Annotated in this window: 18 protein-coding genes; 7 read left to right on the top strand and 11 right to left on the bottom strand. The window is 67.4% G+C overall.

The annotated features are described in order from the left end of the window. The first annotated feature begins 179 nt into the window (after positions 1 to 179). The 4 genes from LLH23_07315 (at position 180) to LLH23_07300 (ending at position 4,257) form a co-directional block, all read left to right on the top strand. Complete coding sequence (locus LLH23_07315; protein MCE5238287.1) at positions 180 to 1,124, top strand: metal-dependent transcriptional regulator; 945 nt, start codon at positions 180 to 182, stop codon at positions 1,122 to 1,124. 28 nt (positions 1,125 to 1,152) lie between these two features. Next, complete coding sequence (gene feoB, locus LLH23_07310; protein MCE5238286.1) at positions 1,153 to 3,240, top strand: ferrous iron transport protein B; 2,088 nt, start codon at positions 1,153 to 1,155, stop codon at positions 3,238 to 3,240. 64 nt (positions 3,241 to 3,304) lie between these two features. Beyond that, positions 3,305 to 3,472, top strand: a complete 168-nt coding sequence (locus tag LLH23_07305; protein ID MCE5238285.1) for a FeoB-associated Cys-rich membrane protein — start codon at positions 3,305 to 3,307, stop codon at positions 3,470 to 3,472. Next, positions 3,469 to 4,257: an alpha/beta hydrolase gene (locus LLH23_07300; GenBank protein MCE5238284.1), complete on the top strand. Its 789-nt coding sequence runs from the start codon at positions 3,469 to 3,471 to the stop codon at positions 4,255 to 4,257. The genes LLH23_07305 and LLH23_07300 overlap by 4 nt, the downstream gene beginning before the upstream one ends. Positions 4,258 to 4,365: 108 nt before the next feature. Here LLH23_07300 and LLH23_07295 read toward each other — a convergent pair whose 3' ends face one another. From LLH23_07295 to LLH23_07280, 4 genes are all read right to left on the bottom strand, one after another. Continuing rightward, a complete protein-coding gene (locus tag LLH23_07295; protein ID MCE5238283.1) occupies positions 4,366 to 5,433 on the bottom strand; it encodes a uroporphyrinogen-III decarboxylase-like protein in 1,068 nt (355 codons plus the stop codon). A gap of 12 nt (positions 5,434 to 5,445) precedes the next feature. Then, positions 5,446 to 7,890, bottom strand: a complete 2,445-nt coding sequence (locus tag LLH23_07290; protein ID MCE5238282.1) for a DUF4962 domain-containing protein — start codon at positions 7,888 to 7,890, stop codon at positions 5,446 to 5,448. Beyond that, on the bottom strand, positions 7,890 to 9,188 hold the full coding sequence (melA, locus tag LLH23_07285) for an alpha-galactosidase (GenBank protein MCE5238281.1): 1,299 nt from the start codon (positions 9,186 to 9,188) through the stop codon (positions 7,890 to 7,892). Before melA ends, LLH23_07290 begins: the two co-directional genes overlap by 1 nt. A gap of 144 nt (positions 9,189 to 9,332) precedes the next feature. After that, on the bottom strand, positions 9,333 to 9,827 hold the full coding sequence (locus tag LLH23_07280; GenBank protein MCE5238280.1) for a GNAT family N-acetyltransferase: 495 nt from the start codon (positions 9,825 to 9,827) through the stop codon (positions 9,333 to 9,335). 142 nt (positions 9,828 to 9,969) lie between these two features. Here LLH23_07280 and yfcE point away from each other — a divergent pair, with 142 nt between their 5' ends. Further along, complete coding sequence (gene yfcE / locus LLH23_07275) at positions 9,970 to 10,521, top strand: phosphodiesterase (protein ID MCE5238279.1); 552 nt, start codon at positions 9,970 to 9,972, stop codon at positions 10,519 to 10,521. A 74-nt stretch (positions 10,522 to 10,595) separates the two neighbouring features. Here the strand turns inward: yfcE and LLH23_07270 are convergent, their stop codons facing one another. The 4 genes from LLH23_07270 to secG form a co-directional block, all read right to left on the bottom strand. Further along, entirely contained in the window at positions 10,596 to 11,834 is a 1,239-nt protein-coding gene (locus tag LLH23_07270; protein ID MCE5238278.1) for an extracellular solute-binding protein, read from the bottom strand. 45 nt (positions 11,835 to 11,879) lie between these two features. Further along, positions 11,880 to 13,340, bottom strand: coding sequence for a hypothetical protein (locus tag LLH23_07265; protein MCE5238277.1), 1,461 nt, complete (start codon positions 13,338 to 13,340; stop codon positions 11,880 to 11,882). 112 nt (positions 13,341 to 13,452) lie between these two features. Then, positions 13,453 to 13,932: an HIT domain-containing protein gene (locus LLH23_07260; protein ID MCE5238276.1), complete on the bottom strand. Its 480-nt coding sequence runs from the start codon at positions 13,930 to 13,932 to the stop codon at positions 13,453 to 13,455. Between the two features lie 57 nt (positions 13,933 to 13,989). After that, positions 13,990 to 14,421: a preprotein translocase subunit SecG gene (secG, locus tag LLH23_07255; protein ID MCE5238275.1), complete on the bottom strand. Its 432-nt coding sequence runs from the start codon at positions 14,419 to 14,421 to the stop codon at positions 13,990 to 13,992. An 82-nt stretch (positions 14,422 to 14,503) separates the two neighbouring features. On the opposite strand from secG, the gene LLH23_07250 reads away from it, so the two are divergent. Beyond that, entirely contained in the window at positions 14,504 to 16,894 is a 2,391-nt protein-coding gene (locus LLH23_07250) for a DUF5060 domain-containing protein (protein MCE5238274.1), read from the top strand. A gap of 80 nt (positions 16,895 to 16,974) precedes the next feature. Here the strand turns inward: LLH23_07250 and LLH23_07245 are convergent, their stop codons facing one another. The 3 genes from LLH23_07245 to LLH23_07235 are packed head-to-tail and all read right to left on the bottom strand — an operon-like array spanning position 16,975 to position 19,561. Further along, the gene (locus LLH23_07245) at positions 16,975 to 17,316 is read right to left on the bottom strand and encodes a P-II family nitrogen regulator (GenBank protein MCE5238273.1); all 342 of its coding nucleotides are present in this window, start codon (positions 17,314 to 17,316) and stop codon (positions 16,975 to 16,977) included. A gap of 36 nt (positions 17,317 to 17,352) precedes the next feature. Next, positions 17,353 to 18,015: a YjbH domain-containing protein gene (locus LLH23_07240; protein ID MCE5238272.1), complete on the bottom strand. Its 663-nt coding sequence runs from the start codon at positions 18,013 to 18,015 to the stop codon at positions 17,353 to 17,355. A 13-nt stretch (positions 18,016 to 18,028) separates the two neighbouring features. Beyond that, positions 18,029 to 19,561, bottom strand: coding sequence for an ammonium transporter (locus LLH23_07235; GenBank protein ID MCE5238271.1), 1,533 nt, complete (start codon positions 19,559 to 19,561; stop codon positions 18,029 to 18,031). Positions 19,562 to 19,811: 250 nt separating this feature from the next. Here LLH23_07235 and LLH23_07230 point away from each other — a divergent pair, with 250 nt between their 5' ends. Further along, positions 19,812 to 21,047: a 6-phosphofructokinase gene (locus LLH23_07230; protein ID MCE5238270.1), complete on the top strand. Its 1,236-nt coding sequence runs from the start codon at positions 19,812 to 19,814 to the stop codon at positions 21,045 to 21,047. The last annotated feature ends 122 nt before the right edge of the window (positions 21,048 to 21,169 follow it).

Raw genomic sequence — 21,169 nt, 5'->3', positions numbered from 1 at the left:
TCAAGAGTAACCCGGGCGGGGTGTCGGCTTCGCCGACACCCCGCCCTGGCACGCCCTCGTCTACCGACAATCCCAGGTTGCACCCCCTGCGCGTGCGCGCTTGACACGCTAGCACGCGGGAGGCTATACTGCTGGTCGTAGAAGTTAGCATGTCCTAACTTATTTGGAGCGTGCCAACTATGCTCGAGCTCGGCGCCGCCGGCTTGTCCGCCACCATGGAGGACTACCTGGAGACGATCTACCAGCTCCAGGCGACCCACCAGGTGGCCCGAGTGCGCGACATCGCCCGGCAGCTCGGGGTGAAGATGCCCACGGTGAGCGGGGCGCTCAAGACCCTGGCGGGTCGCGGCCTCGTGGAGCATGAGGCCTACGGCTATGCCACGCTGACCGAGGAGGGGCGCCAACTGGCCGAGCAAGTCCACGATCGGCACACGGCCATCGTGGACCTGTTGCAGCGGGTGATGCTGCTGGCGCCCGAGCAGGCCGGGGACGAGGCGTGCCGGCTCGAGCACGCGCTCAGCTCCGAGGCGCTCGAGCGCTTGCGGCTGCTGACGCGGTTCATGCAGGAGAACGAGAGCGTCCACGCGCAATGGCAGGCGCACCTGGAGCAGGCCGCGATCTGTGAGGTGGCTCCCGAGGCAGTGGCCGCTGCTGCTGCAGCGGCGTCCGAGGACGTCACACTCGACGAGGTGGCACCCGGTTCGGCAGCGGTGATCGTGCGCGTGTGCGGGGAGGGGCCCATTCGGCGGCGGCTGCTGGACATGGGGCTGCGACCGGGGGCGGAGGTGCGGGTGGAGCGCCTGGCGCCGCTGGGCGACCCTATCGAGATCATGCTGCTCGACTACCACCTGACCCTGCGGCGCAGCGAGGCCGTCAACATCCGCGTGCAGATCGTCGAGCAGCCGCTGTCGCAAGTGAGGGCTGGACGACGCGTACAGCTCGTGTCGATCCGTGGCGGGGCCGGCCGCCAGCGCCGCCTGGCGGGCCAGGGCCTGGCTCCCGGCGTGGAACTGACGGTCCTGGAGCGGCCGCCAGGGCACCAGCGGATCGCCCTTATGGTCGGCGAGGTGCGGACCGACATCGGCCACAACCTCGCCGATGACGTGGTCGTGCGGCTACTCTAGCAGGCAGCGCGGGAAGCCTCTTTGCTCCATGGCACCATCCCCCCCCACATCTGAAGCCTCTCCGCCCCGCCTGGTCGTCGCCCTGGCGGGGAACCCCAATTCGGGCAAGACGACGGTCTTCAATGAGCTGACCGGCGCGCGGCAGCATGTCGGCAACTACCCCGGCGTCACCGTCGAGAAGAAGGAAGGCCAGCGCGAGTTCGGCGGCCGGCGGTTGCACATCGTGGACCTGCCCGGCACGTACAGTCTCAGCGCTTACTCGGTCGAGGAGATCGTGGCCCGCGACTTCGTCATCGAGGAGCGGCCGGATGTCATCGTGGACATCGTGGACGCCTCGAACCTCGAGCGCAACCTGTGCCTGACCAGCATGTTCATCGAGCTGGGCGTGCCGGTGGTGGTGGCGCTGAACATGATGGACACGGCCGAGGCACGCGGCAAGCACATTGACGTGCCGCTGCTGTCCGATCTGCTCGGCCTGCCGGTCGTGCCCATCGTGGCGCGGCGCGGCCAGGGCCTCGACGACCTGATGCGGGCGGTGATCCGGGCCGCCGACGAAGGGCCACAGCGGCGGGTGGACCTGAGCTTCGGCCCGGAGCTGGAGCCGCATATCGCGCAGCTTGCCGAGGAGATCCAGCGGCGGCGCCTGGACACGGTGCTGTCAGCGCGTTGGCTGGCCATCAAGCTGCTGGAGAATGACGAGCAAGTGCACGGGCGCGTGAGGGCGCACGGGGAGGCCGGGCGGGAAGTGCTGGCCCTGGCCGACGAGGCGCGGCGTCACCTGCAGCAGATTGTCGGCGACGACGCGGAGGTGGCGCTGGCCGACCGCCGCTACGGGTTCGTCAGCGGCGCCTGCCGCGAGGCCGTCACCGAAGTGCATCTGCGCCGGGCCGACTGGTCCGAGCGCGTGGATGCCATCGTCGCCAACCGCGTCATCGGCCTGCCCATCTTCTTCCTGTTCATGTGGGCGATGTTCGAGCTGGTCTTCCACCTGGGCAACCCGCTCATGGGCTGGCTGGACACGCTCTTCGTCTGGCTGGGCGGCGAGGTGCGGAGCGCGCTGCCGCCGGGGCAACTGCAGTCCCTGCTGGCGGACGGCATCATCGGCGGGGTCGGCGGTGTGCTGGTCTTCCTGCCCAACATCCTGTTGCTGTTCCTGGCCATCTCGTTCCTGGAGGACAGCGGCTACATGGCGCGGGCGGCGTTCGTGGTGGACCGCGTCATGCACCAGGTGGGCCTGCACGGCAAGAGCTTCATCTCGATGCTCATCGGCTTCGGATGCACGGTTCCGGCGGTGCTCTCGACGCGCATGTTGGAGAGCCCGCGGGAGCGGCTGGTGACGATCCTAGTGACGCCGCTGATGAGCTGCGGGGCGCGCCTACCGGTGTACATCCTCCTGGCCGGGGCGTTCTTCCCCACAGCCATGGCGGGCAAGGTCATCTTCGGGGTCTATGCGCTGGGGGTGCTGCTGGCGTTGCTCATGGCGCGGCTGTTCAGCAAGTTCCTGTTGGTCGGCCCCAGCCGGCCCTTCGTCATGGAGCTGCCGCCGTACCGCTGGCCGACCCTGAAGGGCACGGCCGTGCACATGTGGGAGCGCGGGTGGATGTATGTCAAGAAGGCCGGGACGACGATCCTGGCGATGTCCATCTGCATGTGGTTCCTGCTCAGTCATCCCATGCTGCCGCCCGATCCGCACCTGTCCGCGGCGCAGCAGGCCCAGGGCAGGATCTCCCACAGCTACGCCGGGCGCATCGGGCGGGCCCTCGAGCCGGCACTGCGGCCGCTCGGCTTTGACTACCGCGTCGGGACGGCCCTTGTGGCCGGACTGGCCGCCAAGGAGATCGTCGTCTCAACCCTGGCCACCGTCTACAGCCTGGGCGACAGCGACGAGGAGTCCCCGGAGCTGCGTGACGCCCTGCGGCGCGACCCGATGTTCAACCCGGTGGTGGCGCTCACGCTGATGGTCTTCGTGCTGATCTACATCCCGTGCGCTTCCACGATTGCCGCGATCTACAGGGAGACCTGTTCGTGGCAGTGGACGGCCTTCGCCGTGGGCTATACGTGTGTGCTGGCCTGGGTTGTGAGCTTCATCGTCTATCGGGTCGGCACTTTGCTGTAGGGGCGCAGTTGATTGCGCCGGGCGTGACGAACCGCGCCACTACAGGCAGGAGGTGGGGGAGTACATGTGGCAAGATATCCTGGTTGGCGTCATCGTGGCCCTCGCGGCCGCGTATGCCGTTCGTCAGATCGTCCGCAACCTGTCGGGCCGCCGTGCCTGTGACGCTGACTCGTGCGCCGGCTGTCCCTTTGGCGGGGAATGCGAACACAAAGGCAGTGAGGAGAAGCCATGAAGGAGTTCGTGAATCACGAGCCGCAGCCGCTCTGGCCCGACGGGGCGCCGGGGATGGAGACCGCCGAGACGCCCTTCGCGCCGACGCTGACGCCGTACCTGCTGCCCGGCGTGGCCGACAGCGTCATCGTCTTCCCCGGCGGCGGCTACAGCCACCGGGCGCCGCATGAGAGCGGGCCCATCGCCGAGGCCTTCAATGCGCGCGGCTTCTCGGCCTACGTGCTCGACTACCGCGTGGCGCCCTACCGCCACCCGCACCCGCTGCTGGATGCGCAGCGGGCAGTGCGGACGGCCCGGGCGCACACGCCGGAGGGGAGGGTCGCGGTGCTGGGGTTCTCGGCAGGCGGGCATCTGGCGGCCTCGGCCGGCACGCACTACGACGCCGGTGACGCGGCGGCGGCCGACCCGGTGGACCGGCTCAGTTGCCGCCCCGATGCGCTCTTCCTGTGCTATGCGGTCATCAGCTTCGGTCCGCATGGGCACCGGGGCTCGTGTCTGAACCTGCTGGGTGAGGACGCACCCGGGGAGCTGGTCAGGGAGTTCTGCAACGAGCTGCGGGTGACGCCGGATACGCCACCCACGTTCCTGTGGCATACCGCCGACGACGGCGGCGTGCCGGTGATGAACAGCCTCATGTTCGCGGAGGCCTGCGCGGCCAATGGCGTGCCGTTCGAGTTGCATGTCTACCGCTCGGGCCGGCACGGCCTGGGTCTCGCCCCCGACTTCCCGCATGTGGCGACGTGGATGGACCTGGCCGGGGAGTGGCTCCGCGAGACGTGGGCGTGAGGGACGTCGTCGCTCACTGAGGTATGTGCAGATACGGAAACAGGCCGTGGGTGCCGCGTCGTGTGCGGCGGGCCCCACGGCCTGAGTGTTTGCCTACGTACCCAGACCTCAGTGGGTGTACACCCCGGCCTGCCGGCCCTCGTCCAGCATCGCCAGGAAGTTGCGCAGCGGGATGTAGTTGGCGAGGGTATTGCCCGAGCCGAGGGCCCAGCCCCCGCCCGGGGCCGTCTCCTCGATCGTCCGGCGCACGTAGCGCCGCACTTGTTCCTCGTCCAGCCGCGCCAGCACATCCACGTCAATCCCGCCCATCGCCGAGATGCGGGTGCCGTACTGGTGCTTGAACTCCGCGACCGGCTGGATGACATCCTCGAACGAGTGCTTGGCGTCGAAGTGGCAGAACTCGATGAGGTCCTCCATGACCTCGCGGAGATTGCCGCAGGCGTGCAGCACCACAGGCTTGCCGTGGTCGTGGGCGTACTGCACGAGGCGCTGGTGCCAGGGGAAGACATACTGGCGCAGGTGGTGCGGGCCGATCATCGTCTGGGTCTTGAAGCCCAGGTCGTCGTTGAGCCAGACCAGGCCGACATGCTCGAACTGGCAGAGCGCCCGGTACATCGTCAGCTCGGTCTCGCCGATCTTGTCCACGACCGCCTGTACCAGGTCGGGCTGCTCGACCAGCGCATAGCACAGCGGCTCGTAGCCGATCAGGCGGATGAGGTTCTCGAGCACCCCGCCGGGCAGCGTAACGGTGACCTTCATGCCGTCGGGCAGGATGGCCGCGCAGGCCTCGATGTCGGCGAAGTCGCTGTCGCTGACCGTCGGCCACTGGTAGCGCTCGAAGTCGTCCCAACTGCCGATGGGGCCGTGGTGCTCGTCTTCCCAGCCGCGCTGGCCGCGGCTCTGCTCAGCGGCGGTGTCGTCCGACAGGAGCGTCGGCACCTCGGGGAAGCTCACCGTGTGGTAGGCGTTCATGTAGTCGTAGTTGAGCTTGGTGAAGAACTCCAGGCGCCAGCGGCGGTAGGCGTCGGGGTCGGACGGCGGCGGCCCGCCCATGACCCCGACGAGGACCTCGGCATCGTGGAACAGCTCGAAGAACGGTACTCGGTCCGGCTCGCCAGTGCGGTACAGGACCGTCAGTATGCGGCTGAAATCAGGCTCCCACAGGCTCTTGCTCATTGGCGATCACCCTCACGGTACGATGACTTCGTCCTTGCTCCAGTCGAATGTGGCCGACTTGCCGAACGCGATGAACCGCCACAGGTCCCCGTCGACCTGCATGGTGATGGGCTGAGGCGCCTTCCCCGCGGCGCACCAACTGAGCGCCGTGGCATTGCGCCAGCGCTGCTGTTGCGCGCGCAGGCCAATGGTGAACATCGGCAGCGGCTTCTCGTTGCGGTCCTGCCCCTCAACGACCTCCGCCGCGACCTGCACGCCCTCGGTCGTTAGCGGCTGGATGCGCAGAGTCGAGGTCTTGCCCCGACAGATGAACGCGCCCCCGTCCTGCTCGGCCTGCTGCTGCTCCGGGTGGAACCGCAGCTCCAGCGCCCGTGGCGCGTCGCACTCGATGTCGTCCACCACGACCAGCGCGTCAGGCTTGAAGAAGATCAGGTGTCGGCGGAAGCGCTTGAGGCCTAGCCTCTGCGGGTACGCGGCCTGCGCCCGTCCGCCGATCCAGTCAATGCCCGGCCACCGGCGGATTCTGAAGATCGTCGGCTGGTCGCCCTGGCGCAGAGTACTCGCGCCGCTGAACCACTTGCCCTCCCCGGTTTGGCCCTGGCCGTCCACCAGCAGCGTGTTGTGTTGCCCGGTCCGCTTGTCTGCGTAGCCATCGTCCTTGATGAGCCACTCGCCGCTGCCGAAGAGCACAAAGTGGTTGGCGTCCGGATGGACGTGCCCGCCGCCCGCGTCATAGCTCAGCTTCTTGACGGCCTCGTGCCCCAGGAACGGCCCGCTCTTGAACACCAACAGCGGCTCGTTGCCGGTCCAGTCCGTGCGCGCCGACACGATCCCCAGATCAGTGAAGTGCATCAGCGTCGGCAAGCCGGCGGAGGGCGCAATAGCCTGGATCTGCGGGTCATACCATAGCAGGTTCAGCCACGGTGCACCGCCGGCGGTGATGTTGGCGGCGGCCTCCTCATTCGCCTGCCACTGCGCTACCTCGAAGTGGTACTCGTGGGCCAGCTTCCACAGCAGGTAGTCCGGCCCGTACCAGTTCCCGCGCGGGCAGTCGGCGAGGTCCACGATGTTGCTGCGGCTCGTCCACGCCTGGCGCGGCAGCTGCAGGTAGAGCGCATAGCTGGCGGTGTTCCGCCACCACGGGTGGTCGAACAGGTCGCACTCCAGCAGGCTGCGCGCCAGTTCCATGAACTTGAGCATGTACTCGACGCCGTACTGCCAGTAACCGACGCCCTCGTGGCTGGCGCCGTCGGAGCCGAGCGTCTGCATCGTGCGCTTGAACTTGTCCAGCGGCAGGCCGATCCAGCGCGTCGCCTCGGGCAGCTCGTCATACACCGCCAGCCCGGCCACCGCCATGCCGCAGGCGTTGACCCACAGGTGGTTCTGCAGGTACGACTTCTGCCACCACGCCTCCCCGGACGCCGCCGCCTCGTACATCCGCCCGGCGCGCTTCTGCAGCGTGTCGCGAATCGTCCGCCGGGCTTCGTCGCCCAGGTCGGCATAGCACCAGTCATAGACGAGGCCCAACCCGAAGAGCTGGTGGCCGGTCGCGAGGTCCATGCCGTCAATGCGCCCCAGGCCCCACGTCGGGTAGCTGCACGAAGCCAGCGCCCAGGCCCGGGCGCTGTCGAGGTACTGCTTGTCCTGCGTCACGAGCCACACGAGGGCCAGCGTGGGCATGGCGTTGCCTACCTCGCGCTGCCAGAGCTGCTCATCGCCACTGTACTTGTCACGCTCGATGTACTGCGGTGGCCCGCTCTTCACGAGGCGTTCGGCGAGCGCCTGCAGCCTCTGCCACTGGGCGGCGTGCGTCGTCTTCACAGCCTCGCGCAGCCTGGCGACGCCGGCGGCATCGAGATAGAGCCGCGGGTGGACGCCCCGGCGCTGCTGCAGCGGGGCGGGCAGCGGGTCGAGGACGTACTGCCGGATGATCGTCAGTTCCTGGATCGGCTCCACGAGCACCTCGCCCAGGTACAGGTCCACCGCCATCGGCGTGTTGGCGCCCTTCTCGACCGCCAACCAGAACCTGGCGGTCTGCTGCGGGGCGCGGAACTCGACGCTCAGCCTCTGCCATTGGCCAAGCCTGGCGGTGTCATACGCCTCGGTCGTCACGCGGCCGATGTTGCCGGGCTCGTCGCCGACGAACTCGCACTTGACGCTGGGGGCCTGCGTGCCCTCGCCCAGGCTCTTGGCGCACATCCACAGTGACAGGCGGTAGGCCTGCCCGACCGCCATCGGGTGGGTATCCGAGACGGCATAGTTCCAGTTGCTCGCCTCCGACCCCGCGACGTGTAGGGAGGGCTTGCCGCCGGGGGTCTTCATGTCGGCGGTGAGTTCCAGCTTGACGCCGGGCGTGCGGGGCTGCCAGGTCAGCTTGCCGTCGGCGAAGTCCCACTTCACCTGTTGCGCGCAGGCCAGGGCCGGCAGCAGGGCGACCAGACAGACGAGACGGCGCATCACCTGTACTCCTGTAGCCAGGGCTGTTCCGCCTCCCACATCTCATCGAACATGGCGCGGATCTGGTCGAGGTTGCACTGGCCGGCGGTCAGCGGGTCGAGGGCCGTGGCGTAGTAGGCCTTCTGGCGGCTCTTCTCCAGGCACGCCTCGACCATGAGCTTCTGCACCGCGACGTTGGTCATGTTCAGCGCCGCCAGGTGCGTCGGCAGGGCCCCGACGGCGCAGGGCCGCACGCCCGTGCCATCCACGAGGCAGGGCACCTCGACACAGCACTCCGGCGGGAGGTTGCTGATGAGCCCGCCATTGATGACATTGCCGTTGAAGCGGAAGGGCTGGTTGGTCTCGATGGCGTGGATGATGTGCGAGGCATACTCGCCGGAGGGCTTCAGCTGGTGCTCCTCGCTCTCCATGAGCTGCTGCTTGATGTCCTGCAGCCATTCCCAGCGGTGATCCACGGCTACCTCGTTGGGCTGGCGAAGCTGCAGTCCGAGCTGCTCCATCTGCTCGCGGGTCTTGCGGAAGTACGGGACGTATTCGGACATGTGGCGGGTGGACTCGGTGACAAAGTAGTCGAAGTGCCGCAGGATCTCGAAGCGCACCGAGTCCTTCTTCCAGATCTCGGGGTCGTCCATGACCTGGCGCAGCCGTGGGTACATGTCCTGGCCGTGGCGCTTGAGCTCCAGGAACCATGACATGTGATTGATGCCCGCGACCCAGTAGCGCAACTCGCCATGCGGCACGCCCATGTAACCGGCAAGCTGCCCGGCCGTGCCCTGGACCGAGTGGCACAGGCCGACCAGCCTGATCGGCGCGGCCTCGTTCATCACCCACGTGACCGCCGCCATGGGGTTGGTGTAGTTGAGCACCAGGGCGTTGGGGCAGAAGCGCTGGACATCTCGGGCGATGGCCATCATTTCCGGCGCGGAGCGCAAGGTGCGGAACACGCCGCCGGGGCCGACCGTGTCGGCGACCTCTTGGTAGATCCCATACTGCTTGGGGATATTGATCTCATGGTAGTAGGGCACACCGTCGTACGCCGGGCCGCCGATGGCCACCGCGATGATGACATAGTCCGCCGCTTCCATGACTTCCTCGCGGTCCGCGGTCGCCTCGACCGTCGCGGGCAGGTCATGCTTCTCAATGAGCTGCTCGACACAGTCGGTGACGGCCTCCAGCCGGCGCTCGTTGATGTCCACGAGCGCCAGGTGGCAGTCCTGCAGGTCCTCGTGGGCCAGGATGTCGTGGCACAGTCGTTGGCCGAAGCCGCTGCCGGCGCCGATGAAGACGATCTTGCGCATGGGGGTATCGTGTCCTTTCGTGACGGGCAGAGAGGGTAGTTCCTTGCAGGCGCGGGGCGAACCTGCGGGGTGGGGGTGGCATGGGAGCGACAAGGGCTGCCGCCCCCGCCTGTGCGAAGCCGCGTCTCGGGCGCCTCCGGCCGTCTACAACTCCCGGTAGTATGTAACCACCGGGAGCTGGCGGTCGAAGCCTACGGCCTCGTAGGCTCTGCGGGCTGGGGCGTGGGCGTCGTCGAGGCCGGTGGTGACGCGGACGTACTCCATGCCCAGCTTGCGCAACTCCTCGAAGATGCGCTCGTACTGCTTGCGGGCGATCCCCCGGCCCTGGAAGTCCGGATGCACGGCGTTGTTGCCGATCTCGCCGATCTTCTTCTGTGGCTCCACGACGTAGAACGTCGCGAAGGCTGCGATCCGCCCGCCGATCTCGGTCACGATCATGCTGTCGGGGCGTTGCTCAAAGGCCTGGCGCACCTGGGCCTCCTTGAGGCCCTTGACCTGCGGCCGCAGGCGGCTGTCGAGGCGGTCGCCCAGCCGCCGCCGGAACTCGGCATAGACCGGCTGCCAGGCCAGCTCCGCCAACTCGCACACCGCCGCGATGTCCTCGGCGCGAGCCGGGCGGATCACCATCTCATCGCTCATGCGCTGTCACCATCCCTGTCATCGCTTCCGTCTGCGGCTTCGCCGCCTGGCGTGCGCCAACCTGCCGCTCGGCGCAGGACTCATCCCCCGGCCGCGCGAAATCGCCTCTAGCAGAGCGCCGTGGCGCTCAGGAGGTGGCCCCATGAAGATTGGTCTCATCGCCGACACGCACGGGAACCTGGACGGCTGGCGCCGCGCCTGGGAGTTCCTGCACGACAGTGACCTCATCGTCCACTGCGGCGACCTGCTGTACCATGGGCCGCGCTTCGATCCGGCGCCGGACTACAACCCGCGCGCACTGGCCGAGGCTCTCAACGCCTGCCCCGTGCCGCTGCTCATCACCCAGGGCAACGCCGACTCCGAGGTGGACGCCCTGTTCGTACGTGCGCCGATCCAGGCGCCCTATGTCTTCGCGCAGGTGGAGGGGCAGCGGCTGCTGGCCACGCACGGGCACCGCGTGCCGTTGGACAAGACCCTCGAGCAGGCCCAGCAGTGGGGCGTAGACCTGGTGGTGACCGCCCACCTGCACGTGCCCTGTGCAGCCCGCCATGGCTCTTTGCTGCACGTGAACCCCGGAACGACGACCTATCCCCTGGCGCAAGACGCCCGGCTGGCGCGCCCCACCTGCGCGGCGGTCGTGGATGGAGAGGTGCAGTTCTGCGCGCTGGATACGGGGGAAAGGCTGGAGGCGTAGGGGTGAGAGCGTCGCGTGGGCGCGCGTGTCCCCACGCGCGCGGACGTGTTCGCAGAAGTCGGCTCCGGCAAGCCCTAGAAGACCCTCTGGGCTTCCTCGGTCGAGGCGGTCTTGAGGGCCTCAGCCGGGGTACTCCGGCCGCTCAGGCACAGCCACAGGGCGCGCTCAACGATGCGCTGGGCAGGCTCGGTCTCCAGCATCGGCAGGCCCCGGGCACGCTCCATCCCGGCCACGAACGGGGCCACGTCCTCCTCATCGCGCACCCGCTCAACGTGGGACTGGTACGTGGGCAAGCCGCCCATGAAGGTCATGGCGCGTTGAGCCTCGGCGGTCGCCATAAAGCGCATGAAGCGCCCGACCGGCTCGGGCTCGCCGGCGTTGCTCAGCGCCACCAGCACCTCGGCGGAGACGGGTAGGTCTGACGCGCGGTCGGTGGGCAGCGCCACGGTGCCGAACTTGAGTGTCGGCGCCGCTTTGCGCAGGCGCTGGCCCAACTCTGGCCCGGCGACCAGCATCGCCACATGGCCCGCGACGAACGCGTCGCACAGGTCGTCGTCAGTCCAGGTCAGGCCCTCGGGCTGGAGCGCATGTGCTTGCTGCAGGCCCAGCCAGTACCCCAGCGCCGCCTCCGCTTCCTTGCTCTGGAGCTGCAGCCTGCCGTCCTTGTCAAGCGGCGTGCCTCCGTGGGCGTCCAGCAGGTCCAGGAAGGTATCGAGCGCGCCGCTCCCCTGAGCGGCCGCCAGCCCGAGGCCGTACACCGCTGGCGGCTTGGCGAGGGCGATGGCCGCGGCCTGTAGCTCCGCCAGCGTGCGCGGTGGCTTCAGCTTGGCCGTCTCCAGCAGGTCGGTGCGGACATACAGGGCCCGCGAGCGCACGAGCCACGGCAGCCCGACGAGACGGCCCTTCACGCGGCAGCGGTCCAGCAGCGCAGGGACGAAGCCGGCCGTATCTTTCGGCCTGAGCACGCCATCCAGCGGCACCAACTGGTCGGCGTAGGCGGACAACCAAATGTCGGGCAGGATGGTCAGATGCGGGGCATACTGGCGGTGTGAGCCGAACCAGTAGCGGAGCCGCACGCGCGCGAACGACCAGTCCTCGTAGTTCAGGTTGACGTGTACGTCGGGGTTGACCTCGTGGAAGGTGGCCAGTAGGTCCGAGACCGCGCCGAAGGGACGGACGCCCTGGTCGCGCCAGGCTGCGAAGCGCACCGGCGTTGGCTGCTGGGCCGGCAGACGGGCCGCCGAGACCAGAACCAGCAGCAGGCAAAAGGGGGCCGCTGCATAGCGGCCCCCGTTGTGGAACGAGTGTTTCATGCGGGTCGTCCGTGTAGGGCGTGCTGGCGTCCTGCCGTGCTTGCCCTAGTGGCCTTGCTCAGTCACGGCGAGCGTCACCGTGCCATTGGCCTTGATCTTGGTGGGCATCATCTGCTGGTACCCATAGCCGCCCATGCCTGGCTCACCGGACATCCCCGGCATCCCCGGCATTCCCGGCATTCCCGGCATTCCCGGCGCGGCGCCCATGGCTCCCGGCATCCCCGGTGCGGCCGGCATCCCGGGGGCGGCCGGCATTCCCGGCGCCGCAGGCATTCCCGGCGCGCCCATGGCGCCCGGCATACCCGGCATCCCCGGTGCCCCCGGCATCCCCGGCGCCATGCCCTCGGGCCCGGCCATCCCTGGCATGCCCATACCTTCGGCGCCCGGCATGCCACCCATCCCCATGCCCATGCCGTAACCGGCTCCGGTCAGGGCTGCCGACACCTGTGCCACGTCCACCTCGTACTCGTGCTCGATGCTGTCCTCAATGCCGATGAAGCGCCCCTGCTCGTAGGCGAAGTAGCTGCAGCGGGTGCCCTTGAAGCTCGTCTCCAGGCTGGCCTGGCCGTTCTTGAAGTGGATGGTGAGGTCGGTCTTCTTCTCTGAGAAGGTGCTGACAATGCGCGCCACCTTGACGCCGTGGTACCACTGGAAGCCGTCAAGGCGGTTCTGGGCCTTGACCTTGTGGCGGCGGTCGGCGGCGGGATCCAGCATCAGCCACAGGTCCCCGGACCAGGTGTCGCCCACGCGCAGATCGCGGTCGGGGAGCACCATCGTCAGTTCGCCGAGGCTGAAGTCGGGATCGCCCTTGTGCTTGGGCTCGATCTTGCCGGTGGGCTCCACCGTCAGCGTGTAGATCTTGTCCAGTCCCTCGATGCTCTTGGTGTCCTTGCCAACCTGGGTCCAGCCCTGCACCGGCCGCTTGCGGATCAGGGCCGGGCCGCCACTGCTGGTGTTCATCGCCCGGTCCACGTACTCGGCCTTCAGCGTGACGTTGAGCTCCTTGACAACGGGGTCCAGCAGGGGGTTGCTCTGCTTGAGGGCGACCTCGCGCCGTCCCTCGATCTTGTAGCTGTACTCATTGCCGCGCTTGTAGTTCATGCGCAGGCGCACGCTGGACGGGGCGTCGAAGCCGCTCAGGCTGTTGTTGACGGTGACGCTGACGGTGCCGTTGCCCATGGCCTGGCCGGACGGGTTGCAGGCGGAGGCGGTGATGGTATAGGTGCCATCGGGGTACAGCGGCTTGCCGTCCTTGCGCGCCAGGGTGTCCCAGGAGAAGACGAAGGGCTTGGAGACGGCCGCGACGTACTCGGCCTTCTGCCCGGGCCCGTCAAACTTGTAGGAGATCCAGCCGCTATCCGGATCGGGCTTCTGGCCCTGGATGCGAACGGTGCCGCGGAGCGTCTGGTTGCTGGTCGGCGAGAGTATGCTCACGCCCTGCGCGAAGGCCTGCGTCGCCATCGCTACGAGCAGGAGGCTGGCTATCAACCACGGAGTGGTGCGCATGGAGTTTGGTGACCCCTTTCCACGGCTGGTGCAGATGCGGCACGGGTCCACTGAAGTCACACTACGATAGACAGCACTGGGCCAGCGCTGGTTCCCTGGCTCGCCCCCGTGTTCAGGCCAGGCCCGCCTCGCCGATGGCCCGCTGCAGGCACGGCGCCAGGCGCGCCCAAGTCTCCTCGAGCGACTGCGGCACGACCCGGGTCGCGTCGAGGGTCGTCATGAAGTTGGTGTCGCCGGTCCAGCGCGGCACGATGTGCAGATGCAGGTGGTCCTTGATGCCGGCCCCGGCGGCCTTGCCGATGTTTAGTCCCAGATTCGCGCCCTCGCAGCGCAATTCCTGCTGCAGCACGTTGACGGCCACCTGCGCCAGAGCCATCATCTCCTGCAGCGTCTCGGGCGGCAAGGCCGCGAAGTCGCTGCGATGCTCGTACGGGACGATCATCATGTGGCCGCTGTTGTAGGGGAAGGCGTTGAGGATGACGAAGTTGTGGCGGGCACGGGCGAGGACACTGCCGGCGTCGTCACGGTCCCGCTGCGCGTGGGCACAGAAGACACAGCCGTCCTGGGCATCAGCGGTGGTCACGTATTTCATACGCCATGGCGCCCACAGGTGGTTCAAGGACAGCCCCCGGCTGCTTGCAGGCGGTTGCTAGCCCGACCTGCTGATCGCGTAGGCGACGTAGTACAGCGCCGACGCACTGATCCAGACGATGGCCGAGTACTTGGTGAGGCGATCCAGCATCTCCTCGCGGCTGCCCTTGCGGAACCGCGAGGTGTCGCCGCTGCCCCCACCCATGGCCGCCGAGAAGCTCTCGGCCTTGCTCGTCTGCATGGCTACAGCGGCAATGAGCGCGACACCACTAATCGTGGCGATGATCATCAGAATAACGCGAATGACGTCCATCTGCCCCTCCGGCATCCCACTGACGGGGTGGAACACCGGCCAGAAGGCCGGTGTTGTGTCCAAGACGACCGCGCACGACACCACCAGCGCCGCTGCGCGTGACGATAGCTGATTGTACAGGATGCGCGGCGGCAGCGTCAAGCGACGGCGGGCAGGGGCCCTGTCGGCTCTGGACACGCCCGGCCTGAGCCGCCATAATACGCAGAACCCGCCGATCCGGCTCGCCCGCGAGCCGGCCCAGGACCCACAGGAGCACTGTGTGACCCTTTCACGTTCCATCGCGATCGCCATCTGTCTGGCCTGCGCCACCGCCGCCTTCGCCCTGCCCCCTCTGCGCTGGGACTTCGAAGCGGGCGAGAGCGCGAATGAGGACTGGGTCGCCTCGTCCCTTGATGCCGGCACCAAAGGCGTCCAGGCCACCAGCGCTCGCGCCAGCAGCGGAGCCCGGTCGCTCGCGATCACCGGCTCGCTGCCTCAGAGCTTCGGGGTGACGTACCTGCCCTGGGACGACTGGACCGGCTACACTCAGCTCAGTTTCGACCTGTACGTCCCGGCAGGCGTGCCCAAGGAGTTCGACCTGTGGGTCTACCTGAAGGACAAGCAGTACTACTGGTATCAGACGGCGCCCTTCCGCTCGCCGACGACCGGCAAGCCGCTGCCCGGCCCGAAGCCGGGCAAGTGGACGACCATCAAGCTGGACATCTCGCCGACCTCGACCATCTGGAAGCCCGGCGGGCATCGGCGGGCCTGGGAGCGCGCCCTGTACTATCCCCGCGAGTTCGGCCTCCGGGTCTTCTCCCGCCGCAAGTGGAGTGGGACGGTCTGGCTGGACAATGTGCAGCTCACCGGCGAGAAGCTGCCGCTGGGCCGGTACGCTTCGGGTGAGCCGAAGCTGGTGCCGTACAAGTTGGCCGTGACCCCCAGCGCCGCCAGTGTACCCCAGTTCCGCAAGCTCGAACTGAACTTCAGCCTCAGGCGCGACTATGGCAATCCCTATGACCCGCAGGTGGTGGACGTGCAGGGGCACTTCACCGGCCCCGACAGGCAGACGGTCCACGTCCCCGGGTTCATCTACCAGGCCTACGAGCGCACGCAGACGCCGGAGGGGTACGAGAAGCTGATCCCGGTCGGACACACCTCCTGGAAGGTGCGCTTCGCGCCGCGGCTGCAGGGCAAGTACACCTATACTGTCACGGTGCGCGACGCGCTGGGAGAGACGCGGTCCGACCCCGGCAGCTTCGTCGCCACAGCCCCCGTGGACCCACGCGGGTACGTTCGGATCAGCAAGCAGGACCCGCGGTGCTTTGAGTACGAGAACGGCGACTACCTGTTCCCGACCGGCATCAACATGCGCGACGGCGGCGACCAGGCCGAGAAGCAGAAGGGCTCTTACGACTTCGACGCCTACTTCAAGCTCTTCCGCGAGCACGGGCTCAACTTCGTGCGCACGTGGATGTGCGCGTGGTGGGGGGGCATCGAGTGGAGCGACAAGTACCACTCGCGCTTCGACGGCGTGGGCCACTACGCCCAGTACAATGCCTGGCGGCTGGACTATGCCTTTGACCTGGCGGAGAAGACCGGCCTGCTGCTGGAGCTGACGCTCAACAGCCACGGGCAGATGCGCCGCGACAAGTTCGACGCCGAGTGGGAGTACAACCCCTACTCGGTGCGCAACGGGGGCTTCGTGGCCAGCCCGGCGATGTTCTTCACCAGTCCGCGCGCCAAGGAGATGGTCAAGCAGCGCTACCGCTACATCGTGGCGCGCTGGGGCTACAGCCAGAACCTGATGTCCTGGGACATGGTCAACGAGGTGGACCTGACTGAGGGCTACCAGCGCGACAAGGTCGCGGCCTGGCACCAGGAGATGGCCGCCTACCTCAAGAGCATTGACCCCTGGAAGCACCTGGTGGCCACGCACATCTGCCTGTACGGCTACGGCCAGGAGCTGTTCGCGCTGCCCGAGATCGAGTACGTGCAGGCCGACGCCTACTGGAAGCGGCGGGACATCGGTATGTATGAAGGCTGGCGCTCGCGCCAGCAGTTCGACAAGCCCTTCCTGTTCATCGAGTACGGCCCGCAGACCGTGTCGCTGCCCATCAGCTACGAGCGGTGGCAGTTGGACTTTCGCCTGGGCATGTGGGTCTCGAACATGATTCCCGGGGCGGCCCCGGGGCAGTTCTGGTACCACGAAGCCTGGCGGGAGCACCGGCTGTGGGAGTACCAGCAGGGGCTGATCGCCTTCAACGCCGGGGAAGACCGCCGCGGCCAGAACTACCAGACCTTGCGGGCTACCATTGAGGCGCCCGGCATCCCCGAGTGGCGACCGACGCCCGAGGAGCGGCAGCGGGGCGAGAAGGGCCCGACCATCAACGCCCGGGCGATGGGCAACGGCACGCGCGGGATGTTCTACCTCTACCAGTTCGACAACATGTCCGTGCCCAAGCCGGAGACCATCCCCGACGCCCGGCAGGTCCACGACGCGACCGTGACGCTCTACGGCTTCAACCCGGGGCAGTACCGGGTCGAATACTGGGACACCATCGCTGGCAAGGTCGTCGGCACCCAGGAAGTGACCGCGCAGGGCAACGGCCTGGTCCTCAAGCCGCCGACCTTTGCCGAGGATCTGGCGGGGAAGGTACGGCCGCTGTAGCAGGTCAGTCGCGCGCCCGAGAACACCACGCGGGGACAGGCCATGGGGCCTGTCCCCGCGACGTTGCCGCGTCTGTGTAGTCAGATGGCGTCGGGTCCGCGTTCGCCGGTGCGGATGCGGACGACTTCCTCCAGCGCCGACACGAAGATCTTCCCCGCGCCGATCTGGCCGCCGTTGCGGGCCTGCTCGCAGATCGTGTCCACCACCTGCGGCGCCAGCCGGTCATCCACCACCAGCTCCAGCTTGATCTTGGGCACGAACTCGATCCGCATCTCGGCCATGCGGTAGACCTCAGTGTGACCCTTCTGCCGTCCGAAGCCCTTGACCTCACTGATCGTCATGCCTGTGATGCCGATCTCATGGAGGGCCTGCTTGACCTCCTCCAGCTTCTGGGGACGGATGATCGCTTCGACCTTCTTCATGGGTAGTGCTCACCTCTTTCTCGCGCCACGCGGCGGTCAGAAGTTGATATCCAGTTGCGTCGTGAACGTGTCGTCCACCCCGTCGGCGTTGTAGAAGTCATAGCCGACGAGCAGATTCACGTTCGGGGCGACCGCGTACGAGACACCGACGCTAAGCGCGCCGAAGGCGTTCTCGCCGCTCTGGTAGTCCACTGCGCCCCACCACTTCTTGTCCTTGGTGAGGTAGCCGTCCAGGCCCAGGAGCAGCATGTCTTCGTCCGTCCCCAGGGCGTCCTCGTTGCCGCGGCAGTAGCCGGCTGTCACGCGCATCGGGCCGAACGTCTTGGCCGCCAGCGCGTAGATCATGTTGTAGTCCGTCACGTCGTCTTCGGTGCCCATGTTGTAGACACCTACCGCCAGGGCCGGGATCTTGGGCGTCTCGGCCGCCAACAGGAACTTCGCGTTCAGGAAGAACGGATCGTCCTGGCCGCCGAGGTAGTCCACGCCCACCTCGGCGCGGCCGTTGGCGAAGCCGTAGGTCAGCCCGACGTCCGTTGGCGAGCGGTAGCCGTCGGTCGGGGTGAAGTAGCTGTCCACGCCCAGGTGCCATGTGCCGTGCGACTGGATGTCCAAGGACGGGATCCACACCAGCGTCGAAGGCGTGGCCCAGGCCACGGCGGCGGTGCAGCATGCGGCGATCAGCAGTGCGAGAGGTCTCATAGTTGGTGCTCCCTCACAGAGTGTGTGCGATCTCGAAGTCGGGGTAGGCGACGGTGCCGGTCTCAGGCACGTCCAGGCCCGACTCCTCGTCCTCGCGCGGGCTGCGCATCGGGACGAAGACATTGAGGGCTTTTAGGACGACGAAGGCCATGACCAGCGTGTAGACAAAGACGGTCAGCACGCCGATGGCCTGGGCGAGGAACTGGTCCGCGCCGCCGAACAGCAGGCCACGGACGGCATGGTCCACGCCGTTGAGGCCGGCGCCGTAGGTGCCATCGGCGAAGATCCCCAGCGCCAGGCAGCCCCACAGGCCGTTGGCGCCGTGGACGGCAACCGCGCCGACCGGGTCGTCCACGTGCAGCTTGCTCTCCACGAAGCTGACCACCACGCAAACGAGTACGCCGGCGACCGCGCCGATGACCAGAGCCGCCCACGCCGGGACGAAGGCGCACGGAGCGGTGATGGCGACCAGCCCGGCCAGGAAGCCGTTGGTGGACATGGGGGCATCGAACTTGCTCGTGACCCGGCGCATGTACAGCATGGCCGCCAGGGCGCCTGAGCACGAGGCCAGCATGGTGTTGACCGCGACCACGGCCAGGCGGAAGTCCCCGCCGGCCAGCGTGCTGCCGGCATTGAACCCGAACCAGCCGAAGGCCAGGACATAGGCGCCCAGGACGGCGATGGGGATGTCATGGCCGGGGATGGCGCGCGGCTTGCCGTCGGGCCCGAACTTGCCGATCCGCGGGCCCAGCAGCCAGGCCCCGACCAGCGCTGTGAGGCCGCCGACGGCATGCACGACGCTCGAGCCGGCGAAGTCACAGTAGCCGTTGCCCAGACCGAAGTTGGCGCCGAGCTTCGACAGCCAGCCGCCGCCCCAGACCCAGTTGCCGAAGATAGGGTAGATGATGGTGCTGGCGCACAGGCCGTAGAGGCAGAAGTTGGCGAAGCGCCAGCGCTCGGCCATCGCGCCGGTGGGGATGGTCGCCATGGCGTCCATGAAGACCACCTGGAACAGGAACATCCCGAACACGGCGACGTCGTAGGCGCCGCCGCCCAGCCCGAAGCCCGACCAGCCGAGCAGGCCGAAAGGCTTGCCCAAGAGCGTGATCGTCAGCTCATGGGCCAGCCCGCCGCCGCCGGCCAGCGAGGCGAACGGCCCAGCGCCCCCGAACATGAACCCGAAGCCCAGGACGAAGAAGCCGATGACCCCGAGGGCATAGATCATCAGGTTCATCATCATGGTATGTACGGCGTTCTTCGAGCGTACGAAGCCCGTCTCCAACATGGCGAAGCCGGCCTGCATGAACATGACCAGGAAGCCCGCCATGAGCAGCCACACGTAGTTGACGGCGATCTTGGTGTGGCCGAGATCGGCCGCCACCTCCGCCGGGGTGGGCGCGCCCGGCTCTTTGGCCGTCACATCGGCGGCCGTGCCCGTGGCTGTGCCGGCCGGATCGCCGGCCCAGGCCCCCGTCATCGCGCCCAGCATCGCAATGATGAGCGCGGCAGCCACCAGGGCCGCTCCATGGACTCTCACGCGGTTCATGACGACATCCTCCTCGCTAGTCTGCGACTACGGCACTGGCGAGGAGTATGGCAGCGAAGTGTTGCACGTGTATTGCCGTGAGGTTTCGTGGTTGTTTCGCTTGCCAGGCCACGGCGAGGGTGATTCTGCAAAGCGCCGACGGTTGCACTCGTGCGCTTGACTGGCGGCACCCGGCATAATAAACTGCTCTCTGCGTAGCCACCGCCACGCCACCCACTTGCACCAATCCATTCCCAGGAGGAATGTCATTATGTCGCTCAAAGGCAACGCCTGTATCGGCCAGTCCGGCGGGCCCAGCATCGTCATCAATGCCAGCATGGTCGGCGCCGTCCAGGCCGCCGAGAAGTGTGATGACATTGACCAGTTCTTCGGCGCCGCCAACGGTGTCTCGGGCGTCATGAACGAGAAGCTGTTCGACCTGTTCCGCGAGGATGACGAGGTCATCGAGGCCATGCGCTACGTCCCCTCCGCCGCCCTGGGCACCTGCCGCCTCAAGGTCAAGGACCCCGATGTCGCACGCTGCATGGAGGTCTTCAAGGCCCACAACATCCGCTACTTCTTCTACAACGGCGGCAATGACAGCCAGCTCACCTGCCACCAGATCTCCGAGCTCGCCAAGAAGTCGGACTGGGAGATGCGCGTGATTGGCATCCCCAAGACGATTGACAACGACCTGGTCGTGACCGACTGCTGCCCGGGCTTCGCCAGCGCGGCCCGCTATGCCGCAGCCGCCGTGCAGTTCGCCGCCCGCGACGCCATGGCGTTTGGCCAGGCCGAGATCGTCGAGGTCATGGGCCGCCACGCCGGCTGGCTCACCGGCGCCACCGCCGTCGGCCGCAAAGAGGAGTGGATGGCCCCGCACCTGGTGTACCTGCCCGAGGTCAAGGTCAACCCCGACAAGTTCCTGGCCGACTGCGAAGCCTGCTACAAGCAGTACGGCTACCTGGTGATCGCGGTCTCCGAGGGCTTTACGTTCGCCGACAGCGAGATCGCCACGACCTCCGACAAGCTCGATGAGTTCGGCCATGCCCGTCTGGGCGGCGTCGCCGAAGCGCTGGGCAAGATGGTCGAGGACGCCATCGGCACCCGCGTGCGCACCGACAAGCTGGGCAACCTGCAGCGCTGCTTCGCGTACTGCATGAGCGACGTGGACAACGAGCACGCCTACCAGGCGGGCTACGAGGCCGTCATGCGGGCCGTGGCCGGCCAGACGGACATCATGACCACCATCGAGCGCAAGAGCAACAGCCCGTACCAGTGGGAGATCGGCGAGACCTCGCTGATGAGTGTGGCCGACCAGACCAAGGTCGTGACCGAGGACCTCATCAACGCCGACCAGAACGGCGTGACCGACGAGTTCATCGCCTACGTCGAGCCGCTGCTGGGCACCACGCCCGCCGCCGTCCCCATGGCGATCCCGTCCTACCCGGTCTTCCAGAAGCACTTCATCGAGCCCAAGCTCGAGAAGTACGTGCGGGAGAAGTAGGGGAGAGGGTCGAGGGGCAAGGGTCGAGGGTGAAGGGTAACGGCCTGGTCCCCGGAATCAGTGGGGCCTCACCGATCATCGGTGAGGCCCCTGTCGTTCGTGCTTGCCGGCCATGGGTCGGT

This window comes from bacterium, assembly GCA_021372615.1.
In the GTDB taxonomy this organism is placed as follows: Bacteria; Armatimonadota; Zipacnadia; order Zipacnadales; family UBA11051; genus JAJFUB01.
The sequence above is the reverse complement of the archived record's forward strand: the minus strand, read 5'-3'. Positions and strand labels throughout refer to the sequence as shown.

Coding starts and splice junctions, on each gene's coding strand:
- LLH23_07270 (MCE5238278.1), bottom strand. CDS start 11,834: ATGAAACACTCGTTCCACAACGGGGGCCGCTATGCAGCGGCCCCCTTT.
- LLH23_07300 (MCE5238284.1), top strand. CDS start 3,469: ATGAAGGAGTTCGTGAATCACGAGCCGCAGCCGCTCTGGCCCGACGGG.
- LLH23_07265 (MCE5238277.1), bottom strand. CDS start 13,340: ATGCGCACCACTCCGTGGTTGATAGCCAGCCTCCTGCTCGTAGCGATG.
- LLH23_07305 (MCE5238285.1), top strand. CDS start 3,305: ATGTGGCAAGATATCCTGGTTGGCGTCATCGTGGCCCTCGCGGCCGCG.
- LLH23_07245 (MCE5238273.1), bottom strand. CDS start 17,316: ATGAAGAAGGTCGAAGCGATCATCCGTCCCCAGAAGCTGGAGGAGGTC.
- yfcE (MCE5238279.1), top strand. CDS start 9,970: ATGAAGATTGGTCTCATCGCCGACACGCACGGGAACCTGGACGGCTGG.
- LLH23_07260 (MCE5238276.1), bottom strand. CDS start 13,932: ATGAAATACGTGACCACCGCTGATGCCCAGGACGGCTGTGTCTTCTGT.
- feoB (MCE5238286.1), top strand. CDS start 1,153: ATGGCACCATCCCCCCCCACATCTGAAGCCTCTCCGCCCCGCCTGGTC.
- melA (MCE5238281.1), bottom strand. CDS start 9,188: ATGCGCAAGATCGTCTTCATCGGCGCCGGCAGCGGCTTCGGCCAACGA.
- LLH23_07230 (MCE5238270.1), top strand. CDS start 19,812: ATGTCGCTCAAAGGCAACGCCTGTATCGGCCAGTCCGGCGGGCCCAGC.
- LLH23_07240 (MCE5238272.1), bottom strand. CDS start 18,015: ATGAGACCTCTCGCACTGCTGATCGCCGCATGCTGCACCGCCGCCGTG.
- LLH23_07315 (MCE5238287.1), top strand. CDS start 180: ATGCTCGAGCTCGGCGCCGCCGGCTTGTCCGCCACCATGGAGGACTAC.
- LLH23_07295 (MCE5238283.1), bottom strand. CDS start 5,433: ATGAGCAAGAGCCTGTGGGAGCCTGATTTCAGCCGCATACTGACGGTC.
- LLH23_07280 (MCE5238280.1), bottom strand. CDS start 9,827: ATGAGCGATGAGATGGTGATCCGCCCGGCTCGCGCCGAGGACATCGCG.
- LLH23_07290 (MCE5238282.1), bottom strand. CDS start 7,890: ATGCGCCGTCTCGTCTGTCTGGTCGCCCTGCTGCCGGCCCTGGCCTGC.
- LLH23_07235 (MCE5238271.1), bottom strand. CDS start 19,561: ATGAACCGCGTGAGAGTCCATGGAGCGGCCCTGGTGGCTGCCGCGCTC.